The sequence below is a fragment of the Undibacterium sp. GrIS 1.2 genome, assembly GCF_040544435.1.
Taxonomy (GTDB): domain Bacteria; phylum Pseudomonadota; class Gammaproteobacteria; order Burkholderiales; family Burkholderiaceae_D; genus Undibacterium.
In genome coordinates this window covers 15,733-31,467 of sequence record NZ_JBEONP010000051.1, presented here as the reverse complement: position 1 = coordinate 31,467, position 15,735 = coordinate 15,733, and the positions used below count along the sequence as shown (strand labels likewise).

Here is a 15,735-nt window from a genome sequence, read left to right as displayed (position 1 = left end):
TCCCAAATTTGATGTAGAGCTTTACTGCTCTAATACGATCTTCGTATGAATACATGAACTACCTCCAAGTAGTCCAAGTTTTTATCCGCACCCCCATCTGGTCAATATTGAGTGCGCGTCAACAGGCAATAGTTTTTATAAGTTCATTAATTTTTGCCTTAATGCGCTTTCTGCATCAACATCAAAACCTGTTGCCGAATCTGTTTTAATCAGGTTTTTGAGAAACGGCTTAAATAGATAGGATTTATCGTCAATGGCTAGCCACGGCTACCATGGGGATTCAGATTGTCGTAACCATGCTTCAATTTCTGCATGACGTTGATAACCAATGATATCTACCAATTCTGAATGGTCTCGCCAGCTTGGCGTAACTCCAATAATTCTCTCTGCAATATCCGCAGAAAATAATCGCCTTAAATCTGAAAGAGAATGTTTTTCTCTCCATGTGCTGCTGATAACAATGCGTACTGAAGCAAACTCCCGAAGTACTTGTTCTAGACGAGACAAGCAGGTAAAGAGCTTAGCTTCATCATAACAAGGCTCAGGATGTAGTACTCCGTCAAAATCTAAAAATAAAATCATCTGGTTTTTCGATTATCCAATCAAGATAACAAGCCTTGATATCTTGCTGGCGCAGCAGTCGTTTAATCGTTCGCTTTACTTCAGCTTTATCGCAATTCGTGCATTTATGGAAACACAGCCGATTTGCAAAACACGATTATTCTATTATCAACTGGGGCCAGGAAATCATCGCTGCTGTTCGTTGAATAATCCACATTGCCTCAGCCGGAGCTACCCAGCCGGTTGTTAATAGACGGTCATAGTATTGCTGAAGAATGTCTTGTTCCGACATATGGGCGCGTTTTCCAGCTTTGGATTCGAGCGATTTTTCACTGAACTGCCTAGCTAAGTCTTCGCATATTTCCCATCGCTGGAAACGCTCAGGTGGTGTTGTACCAGGTGGGTAAAATTGTCCTTCATATTCTGTGAATAACACCTTTGCCTGAAAGCCAGTCAGTGAACCTGGATTCGGCGTTGACGGGAAGTCAGCAGGAATCAGGCTGAAGTCCGGAATTTTGTTTGATTCGTTACTGATCATAGAATACTCTTCAAAGCGAAGTGATTCATCAAATGATACTTTCGTCCAAAACCATCAATTTGATGTTCAATAATTAGGTGTTATTAAAAAATAGCCTTAGGATGCAGCAAAATCAATTTAATTTTTGTTTAAATGGAGAAACTGATTTGGGACAAATCCCAAACCGGGCTCATTGATATTTAAGTCCAATAATAATTGTATTAATAAATGTTGCTCCACAAGCACGTTGCTATTCATGAAATAATCTGGTCGAGATTGTCTGACTTGAAGTATTCCAGTGTTCAATAAAATTTTACTTACGTTTTCGTTGATGCTTAGTGTTCCCGCCTGTGTTCAAGCAAAGGAATTTGCTGAGTGCCGACAATTCTTTCCTCGCGGTCAGATTCCCATTGTGCCCAATCAGGCATCTCTACAATTGCGAGATCTTTGTTTCTCGTCCTTTGCTGTGATGCATTCGGGGAGAAGTCGCACGCCTTTGTATGTGGTAGAGAGACTGAACAAAGACATATTGTTTGCTGCAAAAAACAATCAACGCTCTACGAAGTTTTATGCTGAAGCACGATTGCCTGCAGCAGAACGGGCTGAACTAAATGACTATAAACATTCTGGCTATGACCGGGGTCACATGGCTCCAGCCGGGGACATGGCTACTGCTGAGATGATGGCACAAAGTTTTTCTTTGTCGAACATGGTGCCGCAGGCACCGATCAACAATAGAAAGGCGTGGAACTCAATCGAGATGGCCACGCGTAAATATGTTATGCGTGCACAAGGGGACGTTTTTGTGATTACAGGGCCTGTTTTTAGTTCGCCACCAAAGGCGATTGACTCTGGGCGGGTATGGGTACCGGATTACTTATTTAAGCTCGTCTATGATCCCGCTACCGGACGGTCATGGGCGCATTGGATTGAGAATGCAGACGAAGCAAGGCCAGGGAAACCGATTAGTTATGCCGAATTAGTTTCCCGGTCTGGAATACAATTTTTGCCAAATTAATTTCAAATAAAAACAATTTTTCTAGATGTCGATGCTGTGTTCCAGGATCCTTTCTAAAACAACAATGATTGCCAATTGTAGCAGGAACCATAACCTGAGATTTTGGGACGCACCCTTTGAGATTTTCATCCATAAATGCGTTTCGATAGCTCAGGGCAGCTCAGCCCTCTAAGATTCACTAAAAAGCCCATGAATTTCGATTCGTGGGCTTTTTTGTTTCCAGTGACCGGTCCTAAAATACGTTGACGCTTTTTGGGAGTGTCACATAGACCATATGGAAAAGCGTACGCAGGGAGATTACACGCTGGCTTTTAAACTAGCCGTAGTTGACGAGGTGGAACGCGGCGATTTGTCTTATAAGAAAGCAAAGCGGCGTTACATGATTCAGGGGCGTTCGACAATCTTGGTCTGGTTGCGCAAGCATGGCAGCCAGGATTGGAGTAGGTTGGCTGGGATGCCTTGTTCGCCACGCTGAAACGGGCACCGGTCACCTTTTAGTCTTGGCGATTTGCTAATTTGCGCTGTCTGTTGCAGTATGGTCGATACGTAAAATCTTGAGGCGTAGCTTACTGCGCATGGGCGTGAGCAGCAGACGGATCGTCGTTGACGGACGGTTCCGATTTTTTGCTGAAGGCATGATTGCTTGATTCCAGCGAGATGATATGTGGCTGAGATTATTTGGAATGATGAGGAACTCTAAACAGCCTATTCTTGTTAATCACTACAGCTAAGACGTCAATGCAGCCAAATGAACTATTGACACGCGCATAATAAATTGACAACATGAATCAAAACTGGTCTATCCAGCGCTTTAATTTTAGGGGCGTCATGAAAACACTGCGAGTGAACTTCAAGAACTGTTATGGAATTCAGTCTCTCGACGATGAATTCGATTTTGGAAATGGAAAGCCGGGCAATAAAGCTTTCGCCATTTACGCTCCTAATGGGCTTATGAAAACTTCTTTCACTAAGACGTTTGAAAAGCTTGCCCAAGGAAAAAATGCCGAGGAAGAGCGTTACAACCGGCCATCTACTTCCGAAGCATTCATTGACGGAAAACCTATCCAAAAAGATTCTATTTATGTCCTTAAATCTGAAATAGATATACAAGAGGATAGCTCCGCAATAACGGATATCCTTGTCAACCCTGAACACAAATCTCGTTACGATGCGATATTAGTTGATCTGGATAAACAAAAGACAAAAGTCATTAATGCACTCCAAAAGGCATCTGGACTTGCCAAGAAAGATATTGAAAAAGCACTGCTTGAAGATGTAGGAAGCAACGATTTCTCAGAATGCATAGCGAAGCTAAAAGAGTGTGCCATCAGCGGGGAGTCTATCCAATTCGCGTACGCCATCCTATTTGATCAAAAGGCCATTGACGTTCTTAAAAGCGCAGAATTCGTATCGAATGCCAAAGAATTCAATACCCGCTATCAAGAGCTTTTCAGTCAAGAGGGAACGATTTATCAAAAAGGCGTCTTCAATCCAGTTAAGGCCGAAACATCATTTAGTACGTTGGAAAAACAAGGTTTTTTTAGCGGGGGGCACCGATTGCAAATGCGAGGGGATGCAGATGCCATTGGCAAGACTGAACTAGATGAGCGATTGAAGAAAATTCACGCCCATATTGACGAAGATGAAAATCTAAAGAAAATTCGAACAAGCCTAGCGAAGAACGCACAAACACAGGCGTTAGCCGATCTAATTGAAAATTTGCCGAGTGGTCAAATTGATGCCCTTCTTGACCGATTGAAACCAGAAAAGCAAGCAGAATTCCGACAGGAATTGTGGGCTTATTATGTACAAAACAGTTCAGACTCAGCCAGTTATATTGAACTACACCACAAAACCAAGGAAGAAATCAAAGCCATAGAAACAGAAGCAGCTAAATCCGCCCCGAGATGGTCTGATGCCGTTACGCTTTTCAATGATCGATTCGTGGATATGCCATTCACTCTATCGGTGGCAAACCAAACACAAGCTGCACTGGGAAAGGAAAAAGCTAAACTCAAATTTACGTTTAAAGATGGCGACGACATTGTTGAATGGTCTCGATCGGAAATAAAAACATTGAGTCAAGGTGAAAAGCGTGCTCTCTATTTGTTGAATTTTATTTTTGAAGTCGAAGCGAGATCACTATCTGGGCAAGAAACCTTATTCATCATCGACGACGTTGCCGATTCATTCGATTACAAGAACAAACATGCCATTATTCAATATCTTGAAGACTTGGATAACAAGCCCAATTTCTACCAACTCATTCTGACCCATAATTTTGATTTTTTTAGAACTCTTGCAAATAATTTTGTTCATCGCGATAGATGCTTGATGGCCAATCGCCAAACAGCAAGCGTATCGCTATCGAAAGCTGACGGAATCAAAAATTACTTCATTGGCATTCTGAAAGAAAAGGTCCACACAAATTCGCGCGTAATGTGCGCAACCATTCCATTCACTCGCAATCTGATCGAATACACCAAGGGCGAAGATGATGCAGACTATCTCAAGTTAACTTGTTTGCTTCATTGGAAGAAGGATACTGATAGCATCACAGTGGCAGACTATTTTGACGTGTACAACAGACTTTTTGAAACCGAACACGTCGGAAATGACAAGCCCATCAAGGACTTGCTGCATGAGCAGGCTCACGCTATATCCAACGAAATGAACCACGCCGGATTGAATCTGGAAGATAAGGTTTTGCTTTCCATGGCAACACGCATGAGGTCGGAAGAGTTTCTTATTCAGAAAATCAGAAAAATCAGAAACGATCAAAATTATTGGTGTGAATCAAAAAATCAGTTTGGGGTATTGATAAAGGAATACACTAAATTAGAACCCGATTCTCCGGCACTTCGAACGCTTGAAAAGGTCGGCATTACGGTGAGTTCGAACATTCATCTAAATTCGTTCATGTATGAACCGATTCTTGATTTAACAATTGATCACCTGACCCGTTTATACAAAGAGGTAGACAGTCTGATTGAACAGTAGAAGAAAAGATAGTGTGAATTCATACGGTAGGGATAGTCATTCATTAACACACACATGTTTAATCATTTATAGCCATGAACGTTTACGCCTTCCATCCATCCGATCCAACGAAAACGCCTACTCACATTGATGATTGGGTTGTGAAATGAGCTTCCCCCTGAAATTTAGTCTGCCATATCTGAGCGGCTTGACGGAAGCATATTGATCCGTGACCGAATAGTGCTCAAGCTTGGACACTACAGCTTTGGTGAGCACTACGGCATTCCTTCCATCGCAGGATGCCCTATTGCGCGCAACTTCTTTGAGCTCGCCCACTGCAAGCAATTCGTATCCTCATACTTCGTTTGTTTCATCAGGATATTCTGTAAGGAAATAGACACTCGGCGCTAAATGTTCTTCGGTTAATTTTCCAAGCAATTCTTCTGGAATAATCGGCCGCGTCCCGATTGTCTCTATGAAACCATACCCGCCGATGTTTCTTTCAGATAAATCCAGTCGCGTCTGAAGCAAAATTCCAATGGCATAGGAATAGTAATCATAATGTTTATCAGGCAGGTAGCGCGCAAAAAAACGGTCAAGCAATTCATCCGCAATAGATTCGAGGATGGCGCGGAAACCAGCGTTATGAGGCGGCTCTGTTTGTACGTGAAGCAACCAAACCAGTGCGATTCGTGAAAACAGATCCATCCGTTTCAGCGATAGTTGTAAGCAATTATCAAAAAGCGAGGTACGGCCAAACGTATTGATCAGGGTATCGCTATTGGTAGAAACCTTTTCTGTCGGCACACGCACCAACTTGTTTGTTGTTAACAGGCAGGAGATAAAGGAAAATTGTACGACAACTCTTTCATGTTCTTGATTCGATGCGGCCAAAGAAATCTTATTTACGAAAGGTTCATTCTGCTATACGGCAATTTATTGCCGGTATGCTCGAGCTAACTCGGAGTGCAGCCGTAAAATTAATCGCCGTTTGCTGCGGCATGTCGCAGGTAGGTACTGAATAATTCGCACGATCGCCAAGATTGCTCGCGAAACCATATTGTTCGTGCTGCTGCCCCGACCTGCTAACTATAGTTATATAACGTGTATATTCGCTTATCATTTTTGCTACAGCCGCTTTTGCGAAACTGGACACGTCGAAGTTAAATGTAATCCGCGAAGACGATTTTTTGGTCGATGTCGATAGTAATTCTTTTGGAGGCCAAAAAGAATTTTGTCGCAATACGAATTCTTGATGAATCGCATCTTCCAGCGCCAATCGTGCGAACTTGCGCAAGTTTTCATTCTCTCTATCTATGTCCTCGCAAAAGAGTCCGACATACAGGAACTCGCCATTAAATGGTGGTAGGCCAAGTGCTTCATGCTTTTTTGATAATTTTTCCTTAAATGAACTCTTTGTTTTGCTCAAATGCATTCCCCAGCGTGCAGTGGGAAGATTTCCGGTTTCCCCTATATAGGCAAAATCGTCTGTTAAAATAATATACAGATAGGAAGAAGAGGTAGCCCCCCAAACACTGCCGCAGTGGGTTATCACTCGTCCTCCAAGTTTTCCCAAGTCCACTCTGACAAAAACTGATCAATATTTTTATGGAATCGACGGAATACACGATCCAATACCGTCTGATCAATTGCGGTTTCATTTATCAGCACATTGTTTTCAGCTAGTGCGCAAGCAAAAATAAGAGCTTCCACCATCAAGCGCTCAGAAGTCCCTTCGACGAATCGGCTAACAAACTGCTGATAGAACGGATGATTTTTGTTAACGCAAACAAAAACGCCTTCAATGGAATCGAAATACGGTTTCCAAACTTGGCCGTATGGAATTTTCTCCGAGTAACGAATTTTTTGAAAAGCATTGGGCTGTTCAGAGTCTGTACCAGCGGCTTTCTCTTCATCTTTGATAAGAAGCAAGGTTGTCTGCGCCTCTTCATTCTTTTCACCTTGTCTAGTGATGGTGAGTGCACTTGGCTCACCAGATGCAGACTCCTGAGGATCGTCTTCTGTGACATCGCGTACTGAATCACTGAAATGCTGACCATCTCCATGTTTTTGTTTAAGTCGGTCTTTGCACGCGACCCTAATGTCTTTAGCTGTTCGTAATGCTACTGAGACTATTTGCTCAAGCGCAGCGACTATTTCGTCGTCAATGTCCAGTCGTTGCTTCGAAACATCTACGTGTAAGACGTCGTCATGAACGTCCTGAATTTCGAAACGGATTCGGATGTTTATATCATCTTTTGTGACCAATGGCTTACCGTTGGGGCGTTCTACTCCATCGCCCCAGCGGATAAGTCGTCCATTGCGATATATGAAAAATCCGCTATTTTCACGCGACACACCATAGGACTTAACCAATGCCTTTTCTTCCGGACTCAATGGGGATTGATCATCCGCCATACTTGCTTGCGGGAATGCTACAGCTTGGATCGAAATCGGCGGAAGTGGGTCATTATCTTTATCGCGTAGCCCGTCCCATTGACTGTTGAGTACCAAGTAAGGGCTAAAATAATTATAGTTGTCCGGTGTCCACCCTGTGTGGAGTTTCGCCTCTTCTATGAAGAGTAGATCTTTTGGTTGAACCTTCTCAAACTCCCCTGTAGCTTCTTCCGCAGATACACGAGTTTGGATCACTAAGGGGACTTCGGAGTTATTCAGGAACGAATAATAAATCACTCCCAATCTATCACGAAGTTTTGATATGGTAGCACCAGGTGACGATTGATTTACATTTTCACAGCCACTAATTTCAATCAAGGTTCCCGAATCTGCCGTAATGAAACCGTTCATTTTTTCGGTTTCCTCCGCAGTTAATGCCTTTTGAAAAACTAATAAAGCGTTGCGGTTTTCAATTTCTTTTATGTCGAACGTGTACTTTTCTGACAACTTACCATTTTTTTTACTGATGATTGAAATTCTGCTGCCCAATGACAGACCGGCCGATTTAAGGCCCATACCATATTTCGATAAGCTATTTGGCGAGTATGTCTTACGTGAACCTAAAGTAAACGCATTCAGAATTTCGCCATGATCCATTCCCAGTCCATTATCCAAGACTTGGTACTTCGCCACACCATTTCGCATTTTTAGCGTTTTTCCTGGGCGCAAGAGCAGCGAGATTGAAATTGCCGAAGACTTCGCGGTTACCGCATTATCAATCAGATCCATTATGGCTGTGTAGGGCTCGTAGCCAATTCTGGCAATCGCCTCGCACACCCTTGCAGCATCGAATTGCACTGGAACTGTGGTCGGCTGTATGTCGTTCATGATTAATCCTTTGAGTGAAACAAATTTATCGTTTTTCATTCCGTGCTAGCATTTTTAGGGACTGGCAGCTACAAATTTTCAGTCTATGTTTCATCATGCATAGCGCAGGCGATAAGTGAGCATTTCTTCGTCGAAATTGTGCATTGCCTCGGTGTGACTTGAGAGTTTAATCTAGGCTTGAGTTTTTGTCATCGATCAACGTAAGGCCAAAATCGGGGTGCTGAACGCATTTTAGCTCCACGCTTTCGAAGCGAAATGTTCCTAATATTTGTAGAAAAAAAGCGCCCGGTTTGGCGAACAGAAAGGCCAACACCCAAGATCTACCAACTACCATGTGCGGACTATAGTGAACAACGTACTTATTCCTGTTAGCACTTTTGCTTCTTTTTCATTTGCTTACTTGCCTGCCCTTTACCGGCAAGGATGAGGTTGTGTTATGTCAGCAGCCTTGACGTAGCTAATCTCGCGTATTCCTTCCGAGTACAACTTTGACCCAACGAATTTCCGACCTGTTAAGAGAGTCCTTGCTTATTCGACCGATATAGACTGGACAAAGGCCGACGCTGAATGCACGAATCAACAAATCTTGAATGCTAACCTCGTAGATCGATCGCTCTGGCTCAGCATTCCCAATACGCAACGTTATAGCTAAGTATCCCTGCTTGTTGAGCAGCGATGACAATGTGGCGAGTGCCGGGGTTCGTTCGAATGGCTGCAAGTGCATCCAAACTGCACTCATTAGAATAAAGTCATACTTCTCGTAGCGCTGAACGATCTTTGAAAGAGACGGTAACGCATCTTGAATCCATGTCAGGTTCTTGTGAACATGCTGACTTCTCGCTAATCGTAGGAAAGCATCACTCGGCTCGACAGCAATTACACGGAGTCCTCGATCTGCCATAGCTGCGGCATCTCGTCCAGAACCTGCGCCTACATCAAGACAGCGCCCGCCTTGCTTCGGAAGGAATCGAAGAAAGGACCTGTGAACGTTCCAAAAGCGAAAACCCTCAAAGCGGGCAAAATGACTCTCCGTCGAGTCACTGTAGTGATCCCAAGCGTTCATTGACATTTTTTTTGCTGATGATTCTTAGTTGACTCGCGCTTGTCAGCAGAACCTGAGCGCGCTGCCCCAACGGGAAAATTCAGTGAAAACGAGTTCTCGCAAGAAGTGATCGCTGGCTTGACGTTCGACGACTCGCGTGTCAGGGACTTTACGTTCGCAGCCCCCAGTACCCCTAAGAGCGCTGCAGCAAATAAAATTATCGTCCAACACCACATGACCACGTGCTTTGGTTTTCCCGCGTCAGTTAGCGATTGAAATGAAAGCTGTGCGGTAAGGTAACCACTCATCACCGCGCGCAAGCGCCAAATGATTCGAACGGTCACTAGATCAACTAGCGATGTAAATATTAGAGCGGCAATTTTGACCGCTTCCTGGTCAAACAAAGAAATGCCGTACCAGAGACCTCCTGTGATTGCGATGGCCATACTTGGCACTTGCCAAAGGGTCACGTTGAGCGAGCGAATGTGCTGCCCAGCTTCAACAAAAACCAGCTCCTGTTTTTTGTATTCCCATTTTTGAGCTTCCAAAGCCAGGTTCATCCGATGTTTTACTAATTCCGCATTTGTTGTCATTTTTGTCAGAAATATTTGTTGTCGAGAAGGTTGATCCGTACCGTCCATAATATGATATCGCGTTCGAGATTACTTAACAGAAGTCGATTCGGAGCATCCTTACGACGATGAAATGTTGCTGCCCACCATAGACCTATGCCCCACGCATTGCATTTATGAAAACTAAATGGTGGATTTTCGTAGTCACATACCTGCGAATAGGTAGCTCAGGGAGCTCGCCACACACAGGTAAGACAGGTGTTCCAGTTGGCTTGCGACATTTTGCAAGGGGAGCTTTCATGGGAGCAACGTAGGATGTTTCCGTAGGGCGCTAAAAGACTAGATGTGCGCGTTTTGCATCGAAAGGTGTGCTTCATTATCGCGTACTGTTTGTTATAATTTGCCCCAATATAAACAAACATGGTCTCATCCAGACCACATGTGACATACCCATGAGCTTAGCTTTCGAGTACATATTTCCGGCGATTCGCGGCATACAAGCTGGTCGAGAGTACTTCGTATCGATGTGTCCCCTTCGCCTCATCCCTCGGATTTTCTTGTTCGACGAAGAGGAGCTAATGCCGGAATTTCGTGCCCAGAGAATTCTAAACCGCGCCCGTGTTCCTGAAATCGCGCGCTATATGCTCAACAATCAGCGCGGTTACGTGTTTTCTGCTATTACAGCATCCGTCGACGGAGGTGTTCGCTTCACTCCGTTGGGGGCTGAAGGTGAGGCAAACCGGTTGGGGGCCCTCCATGTAGACATGTCCGCTCGCTTCATCATCAACGATGGACAACACCGCCGTGCAGCGATTGAGCAAGCACTCGTTAGTGCGCCGGACCTAGGTGATGAAACGATTGCCGTTGTGTTCTTTATTGATCGTGGACTCGAGCGGAGCCAACAGATGTTCTCAGACCTCAATCGACATGCTGTCCGGCCAAGTCGCTCGCTTGGGCTATTGTACGACCATCGCAACGACTTGTCTAAAATTGCAAAGCTAGTCGCGTTGAAGTCGATGGCGTTTAAGGACCTCGTGGAAATGGAGAGGAGCACCTTATCGGAGCGCTCGCGAAAGCTTTTTACGCTAAGCGCGATCTATACAGCGTGCTCAGTTTTGCTTGAGTCGTCGGAGTATTCCGATGTGGAGCATGCCTCCCGGGTCTGCGTCGACTTTTGGGAAGAGATCGCCCGCCATATTCCTGAGTGGAATTTGGTCAGAGCATCTCGTATGACGGCGGGCGAAGTAAGGCGTGATTTTCTTCACTCTCACGCAATTGCGCTTCAGGCATTCGGAATTGTGGGACGTGACATTTTGCTGACTGACAGCGCGAACTGGAAAGAACGCCTCAGTGCACTCGGTGCTATCGACTGGTCGAAATCCCACGCGCAAGTGTGGGAAGGCAGAGCGCTCATCGGTGGGAGAGTCTCGAAGTCGTCAAACAACGTCACGTTAACGGCCAATTTCATAAAAGTCAATGTAGGCCTAGAACTTGGTCCAGAAGAACTCCGCATCGAACAACTGTTCCTGCGTGGACGCACTAATCAGATAGAGATGCAAGATGATTAAAGTAACTATGGAAGACCGTATTGAAGCTGCAATCCGCAACACCCAAGACTTGTATCTTAGCGACTCCTTGCCTTGGGTGGTTGGGTACAGCGGCGGCAAAGATTCGACAGCAACATTGCAGCTAATTTGGCGCGCAATCGCTGGCTTGGATGTAGGACAGCGTACTAAGCCGATTCACGTTATTAGTACTGACACACTTGTTGAGAATCCCGTGGTCGCAATCTGGGTGACCAACTCCCTAGATGCAATGAAAAAAGCCGCAAAAGCGCAGTCCATGCCAATTTTTCCGCATCGCCTAACGCCAAAGCTTGAAGATCGATTCTGGGTAAATCTGGTTGGACGGGGATATCCAGCACCACGACCGATGTTCCGCTGGTGCACCAGTCGGCTGAAGATTAATGCTTCAAATAAGTTCATCACTGAGATGGCGGAAAGTCATGGGGAAGCCATTTTGATTCTTGGTACGCGTCGAGCGGAGAGCTCTGCGCGAGATAAGGTGCTCACCCGATACGAAAAGAGCACTCGCGAGCTATTGAGTAGGAATTCGGAGGCTGGCCTGGACCGCGTTTGGGTTTACACGCCTGTATCAACCTGGTCGACTGATGACGTTTGGGAATATTTGATCGAGAACACAAACCCTTGGGACTACGACAATCTCGAATTGTTTCATATTTATCGCGGCGCAACGGCCGACTCTGAATGCCCTCTAGTCGTTGACAAAAGTACGCCAAGTTGCGGAGACAGCCGGTTCGGATGTTTTGTTTGTACTATGGTCACAGAAGATAAGTCTATGCAGGCCATGATTCAGAACGACGACGAAAAGCGCTGGATGATGCCGTTGTTGAACTTTCGAAATGAGTACTTAAAAACTGACGGGGACCGCGACGTCCGTGAGTTTACTAAGATGGACGGAAGTCTTCAATTGCAGTTTTTAAATCTACGAACGGCGGGGGGCGTCGTGACGGGACGTCCAGGCAAAGTCATTTCCGAAAAGGTTGTCCGTCGGCTCACAACCCACAGTGATACTTCGGAAAAATATCCGGTGCCCAATCGCCGTGTTCTGATTCGCGAAATTCGGCTTGTCGAGAAGGACGGGCGAACGCATGAGACGACATACGACGTCGAGAAAATTGCTGTGCTCGTGCACGGTCCTTATACCCAAGCGTATCGCGAAACAATGCTGCTGGAGCTCTTGAGGGCACAATGCTCAATTCGTAGCAACATGCCAGAATCGGTTGCTGAATTCTCGATTTTGTCACCCGAAGAAATCGAGGAAATCCGTCGAATTTGGGTAGTGGAAAAGCGCGAGTTCGAGGACTCGGTACCCGAGATTTTTCATCGTGCCACCGGGCAAGTCTACCCAAATCCCGAACTTGACGAAACTACGCCATTTCGCCCTGAGGATGTACGACTTCTCAGAGAAGTATGTCTGAGCCTGCCGATTGTCGCACCTGGCGAGGCATCGACGGTACCAAACCAACTTCTATTTGGTGTGCTTCGCGATCAACTAAGTATTCAGCACAGTTACCGCGGGGCGATTAGACGCGTGGGGTTGCTCGGCGAACTGGAGGATATTTTGGAGTCACATTCGTTTGAGAGTGAAGACGAGGCGCTCGATTTCGCGCTGCAGCGAAAAGCGAGCGGCAATGAACTTATGTATGAGATCCGCGATGCTTCGGACTTGCACGCATACGCCCCACCAGGTCAAACGGTACAGAAAGCAGAGCAATGATTTTTGAGTACGTTAAGTTGTGCAACTTCGGTGCATATAAGGGCGAGCATCGGGTCGAGTTGGGCGTGACACCGGAACGGCCTATCGTCCTTATCGGCGCCTTAAATGGTTCAGGAAAGACTACGTTCTTAGATGCGATGCAGCTTGCGTTGTATGGCAAAGGAGCACATTGCTCAGGGCGCGAGCGGGTAAGTTACCCAGAGTACCTAGAATCAATGATCAACAGGGATGCCCCGCCGGAAGAAGGAGCCGAGATCGAATTTGCCTTTCTCGCACGTGCGAGCGGCCAAGATATGCATATTCGCGTCGTTCGAGCCTGGAAGAAGCGAGGTGAAAATGTAAAAGAGATCTTTGAGGTTTTTCGTAACGGCGAGCTCGATTCAGTAGCGTCGGAGCGATGGATTGAGTTTGTTGAAGACTTCATGCCCGCGCAAATCGCGGAACTGTTCTTTTTCGATGGCGAGAAAATTGAAGCCCTCGCGGACCCTCAACGTTCTGCCGCTCTGCTGCGCGTCGGAATTCACTCGTTACTTGGTATTGATCTTGTGGAGAGTCTACAGCGCAGTCTTCAACAAATAGAACGTAAACGCAAAACTAATACGGCTTCAGAAAGCGATAAGGTCGAGCTGCAGATTATTGAAGCGGAACTGAACGAAGCACATCAATTTTTAGAGCGAGGCTTGATGAGACGAGCGTCTGCTCAGAATGACTTGGACAGCTTAGAGAAAGAGCAGGCAATACTTTTCTCTGAATTCAATCGCATTGGAGGCGGTCTGTTGGTCAATCGCGAGCGGTTGCTGTTGGATGAGCTCCAATTACGAGCGAAGAAGAAGAGTTTAGAGGATGAGTTACGAATGCTCGCCGCAAGTGCTCTTCCATTGATGATTCCGAGTCGAGTCCTTGAGATCGCCGTTCAAAAGGCGAAGACAGCAAAGAAGGCTGGTAATGCAGAAATATTGCGAAGTGAGGCCGAGGTCCGCGACGCTACTATTGAAAAATTTGTTAAGTCTTTAGGCATTGAGCGTGAGTCCTTGGTCAAGTTGAGGCGACACCTGGAAGAAGATCGGGTCCAAAGATACCCTGTAATCACTGAAGTTAGTTTGATATCGGGAGAAAGTTTAGATCAGTTCAGTACGGAGGCCACTGAGGCTATGTCACGTTTGGCCATGAATGCGCTAGCTTCTTTGGCGGATGTAGACGAAGAGCTGCATTCCACAGAAAGAAATTTAGCGGCAGTTCCGGAGGAGGAAGATGTCGCTAAGGTGCAAAAAAAAATGGCGGAATGTGCTGCTAACCTGGCCCGCAGCGAGGCAGTAATAAAATTGTTGGATGATGAGATTTTGACCCTCCGCTATAAATTGGATCGTTTGAAGGGGCAGGCGGATCGAGAAGCCGAACGCTTGGGTGAGCGCCTTACTCGCGACGAGGTTGCGCAGCGCGTCATTAATCACTCATCACGAGCGCGCGAAGTTCTAGCAAGTTTCGGTGATCGACTTCTTTCGAATAATCTGAGTCGGCTTGAAACCTCTATACTCACGTGTTTTAGGCGTCTTATTCGTAAGACGACGTTGGTAGATCGTATCTCAATCCAACCTGAATCCTTTCGAATATCTGTAACGAATGCCGCAGGTCAGCAGATAGCAGCGAGCAGGTTATCCGCAGGAGAACGCCAGCTATTGGCAGTGGCGACTTTGTGGGCGTTAGCCCATGCTTCGGGCCGAGCACTTCCAGCCGTGATTGATACGCCACTTAGTAGGCTTGATAGCAAACATCGCGGGTCGCTAGTCGAAAATTATTTCCCGATCGCCAGTCATCAAGTCATTCTTCTATCCACTGACGAAGAGGTCGTTGGGCTATACCAAGAACAACTGGCTCCATTTGTAAGTAGACATTATCTAATTGAGCATGACGAAGCCAAGAACACTTCCTGTTTCACGACGGGCTACTTTCCTAACAACGCGGTCGAGTTGAAAGTATGAATCATATCGAGACGATTAGGCTCTCTGAGAAGGCAAAAACTCAACTCATTACAATGAAGCGACGCACCGGCATTGCGAACTGGAATGTTCTCTGCCGCTGGGCATTTTGCCTATCTGTAAGGGAGCGAACTCGACCACCGGAGGAAGAAATTCCTGCCGATAGTTCGATTGAAATGAGTTGGCGGACGTTTACTGGTGGCGCCGATGATGTTTACTGGGCGATGTTAATGGTTCGCGCGGAGGAGGATGGAGTGGAGCTCCGGAAGGAAGCTCTTGCGCATTATTTTCGATTACATTTGCATAGAGGGATTTCCTATCTAACTGGCCTTAATGGCCCAAAAGACCTCGCACAGTTAATCGGTCTGGCACTCAAGGAAGCTTAGTGTAGCCTACTTGCGCTTTGATGGACGATGGTGATGGGAGAACTTTATAAGGAAGGTGCCCCGTCATTATGCCGGCTCGGCTGTGGGGGGGAATCTCGC

14 protein-coding genes and 1 pseudogene are annotated in these 15,735 nt (G+C 46.0%); 7 read left to right on the top strand and 8 right to left on the bottom strand.

All coding sequences use genetic code 11. The features are described from left to right. Positions 1-267: 267 nt before the first annotated feature. The gene (locus tag AAKU61_RS18215; RefSeq protein WP_354334563.1) at positions 268-582 is read right to left on the bottom strand and encodes an HAD domain-containing protein; all 315 of its coding nucleotides are present in this window, start codon (positions 580-582) and stop codon (positions 268-270) included. A gap of 136 nt (positions 583-718) precedes the next feature. Further along, complete coding sequence (locus AAKU61_RS18210) at positions 719-1,099, bottom strand: hypothetical protein (protein WP_354334561.1); 381 nt, start codon at positions 1,097-1,099, stop codon at positions 719-721. 310 nt (positions 1,100-1,409) lie between these two features. Here AAKU61_RS18210 and AAKU61_RS18205 point away from each other — a divergent pair, with 310 nt between their 5' ends. Both AAKU61_RS18205 and AAKU61_RS18200 read left to right on the top strand, forming a co-directional pair. Then, positions 1,410-2,096 (top strand): DNA/RNA non-specific endonuclease, encoded by a 687-nt coding sequence (locus AAKU61_RS18205; protein WP_354334565.1) that lies wholly within the window; start codon positions 1,410-1,412, stop codon positions 2,094-2,096. Positions 2,097-2,370: 274 nt separating this feature from the next. Further along, positions 2,371-2,553: pseudogene (locus tag AAKU61_RS18200) on the top strand (IS3 family transposase); the annotation flags it as partial. 54 nt (positions 2,554-2,607) lie between these two features. On the opposite strand, the gene AAKU61_RS18195 reads toward AAKU61_RS18200, so the two are convergent. Beyond that, positions 2,608-2,733: a hypothetical protein gene (locus tag AAKU61_RS18195; protein WP_354334560.1), complete on the bottom strand. Its 126-nt coding sequence runs from the start codon at positions 2,731-2,733 to the stop codon at positions 2,608-2,610. Between the two features lie 146 nt (positions 2,734-2,879). Here AAKU61_RS18195 and AAKU61_RS18190 point away from each other — a divergent pair, with 146 nt between their 5' ends. Then, on the top strand, positions 2,880-5,096 hold the full coding sequence (locus AAKU61_RS18190) for an AAA family ATPase (protein WP_354334558.1): 2,217 nt from the start codon (positions 2,880-2,882) through the stop codon (positions 5,094-5,096). A 333-nt stretch (positions 5,097-5,429) separates the two neighbouring features. Here AAKU61_RS18190 and AAKU61_RS18185 read toward each other — a convergent pair whose 3' ends face one another. From AAKU61_RS18185 to AAKU61_RS18165, 5 genes are all read right to left on the bottom strand, one after another. Then, entirely contained in the window at positions 5,430-5,969 is a 540-nt protein-coding gene (locus AAKU61_RS18185; protein WP_354334556.1) for a hypothetical protein, read from the bottom strand. A gap of 22 nt (positions 5,970-5,991) precedes the next feature. Next, positions 5,992-6,651 carry a hypothetical protein gene (locus tag AAKU61_RS18180; RefSeq protein WP_354334555.1) on the bottom strand — a complete coding sequence of 220 codons (660 nt, stop codon included), beginning with the start codon at positions 6,649-6,651 and terminating at the stop codon, positions 5,992-5,994. Continuing rightward, on the bottom strand, positions 6,627-8,360 hold the full coding sequence (locus AAKU61_RS18175) for an ATP-binding protein (RefSeq protein ID WP_354334553.1): 1,734 nt from the start codon (positions 8,358-8,360) through the stop codon (positions 6,627-6,629). Before AAKU61_RS18175 ends, AAKU61_RS18180 begins: the two co-directional genes overlap by 25 nt. Positions 8,361-8,817: 457 nt before the next feature. After that, complete coding sequence (locus tag AAKU61_RS18170) at positions 8,818-9,423, bottom strand: class I SAM-dependent methyltransferase (RefSeq protein ID WP_354334551.1); 606 nt, start codon at positions 9,421-9,423, stop codon at positions 8,818-8,820. After that, on the bottom strand, positions 9,420-10,043 hold the full coding sequence (locus AAKU61_RS18165) for a hypothetical protein (protein WP_354334549.1): 624 nt from the start codon (positions 10,041-10,043) through the stop codon (positions 9,420-9,422). The genes AAKU61_RS18170 and AAKU61_RS18165 overlap by 4 nt, the downstream gene beginning before the upstream one ends. 383 nt (positions 10,044-10,426) lie before the next feature. Between AAKU61_RS18165 and dndB the strand changes: the two genes are divergently transcribed. The 4 genes from dndB to dndE are packed head-to-tail and all read left to right on the top strand — an operon-like array spanning position 10,427 to position 15,636. Then, the gene (gene dndB / locus AAKU61_RS18160) at positions 10,427-11,542 is read left to right on the top strand and encodes a DNA sulfur modification protein DndB (protein ID WP_354334547.1); all 1,116 of its coding nucleotides are present in this window, start codon (positions 10,427-10,429) and stop codon (positions 11,540-11,542) included. Continuing rightward, positions 11,535-13,274: a DNA phosphorothioation system sulfurtransferase DndC gene (dndC, locus tag AAKU61_RS18155; protein WP_354334545.1), complete on the top strand. Its 1,740-nt coding sequence runs from the start codon at positions 11,535-11,537 to the stop codon at positions 13,272-13,274. The genes dndB and dndC overlap by 8 nt, the downstream gene beginning before the upstream one ends. After that, a complete protein-coding gene (gene dndD / locus AAKU61_RS18150) occupies positions 13,271-15,253 on the top strand; it encodes a DNA sulfur modification protein DndD (protein WP_354334544.1) in 1,983 nt (660 codons plus the stop codon). The genes dndC and dndD overlap by 4 nt, the downstream gene beginning before the upstream one ends. Continuing rightward, on the top strand, positions 15,250-15,636 hold the full coding sequence (gene dndE / locus AAKU61_RS18145; protein ID WP_354334542.1) for a DNA sulfur modification protein DndE: 387 nt from the start codon (positions 15,250-15,252) through the stop codon (positions 15,634-15,636). Before dndD ends, dndE begins: the two co-directional genes overlap by 4 nt. Positions 15,637-15,735: the final 99 nt, after the last annotated feature.

Bases quoted from the DNA above. Each gene is read 5' to 3' on its own strand.
- AAKU61_RS18215 (WP_354334563.1), bottom strand. From the start codon at position 582: ATGATTTTATTTTTAGATTTTGACGGAGTACTACATCCTGAGCCTTGT.
- AAKU61_RS18210 (WP_354334561.1), bottom strand. From the start codon at position 1,099: ATGATCAGTAACGAATCAAACAAAATTCCGGACTTCAGCCTGATTCCT.
- AAKU61_RS18205 (WP_354334565.1), top strand. From the start codon at position 1,410: ATGCTTAGTGTTCCCGCCTGTGTTCAAGCAAAGGAATTTGCTGAGTGC.
- AAKU61_RS18195 (WP_354334560.1), bottom strand. From the start codon at position 2,733: ATGCCTTCAGCAAAAAATCGGAACCGTCCGTCAACGACGATCCGTCTG.
- AAKU61_RS18190 (WP_354334558.1), top strand. From the start codon at position 2,880: ATGAATCAAAACTGGTCTATCCAGCGCTTTAATTTTAGGGGCGTCATG.
- AAKU61_RS18175 (WP_354334553.1), bottom strand. From the start codon at position 8,360: ATGAACGACATACAGCCGACCACAGTTCCAGTGCAATTCGATGCTGCA.
- AAKU61_RS18170 (WP_354334551.1), bottom strand. From the start codon at position 9,423: ATGAACGCTTGGGATCACTACAGTGACTCGACGGAGAGTCATTTTGCC.
- AAKU61_RS18165 (WP_354334549.1), bottom strand. From the start codon at position 10,043: ATGGACGGTACGGATCAACCTTCTCGACAACAAATATTTCTGACAAAA.
- dndB (WP_354334547.1), top strand. From the start codon at position 10,427: ATGAGCTTAGCTTTCGAGTACATATTTCCGGCGATTCGCGGCATACAA.
- dndC (WP_354334545.1), top strand. From the start codon at position 11,535: ATGATTAAAGTAACTATGGAAGACCGTATTGAAGCTGCAATCCGCAAC.
- dndD (WP_354334544.1), top strand. From the start codon at position 13,271: ATGATTTTTGAGTACGTTAAGTTGTGCAACTTCGGTGCATATAAGGGC.
- dndE (WP_354334542.1), top strand. From the start codon at position 15,250: ATGAATCATATCGAGACGATTAGGCTCTCTGAGAAGGCAAAAACTCAA.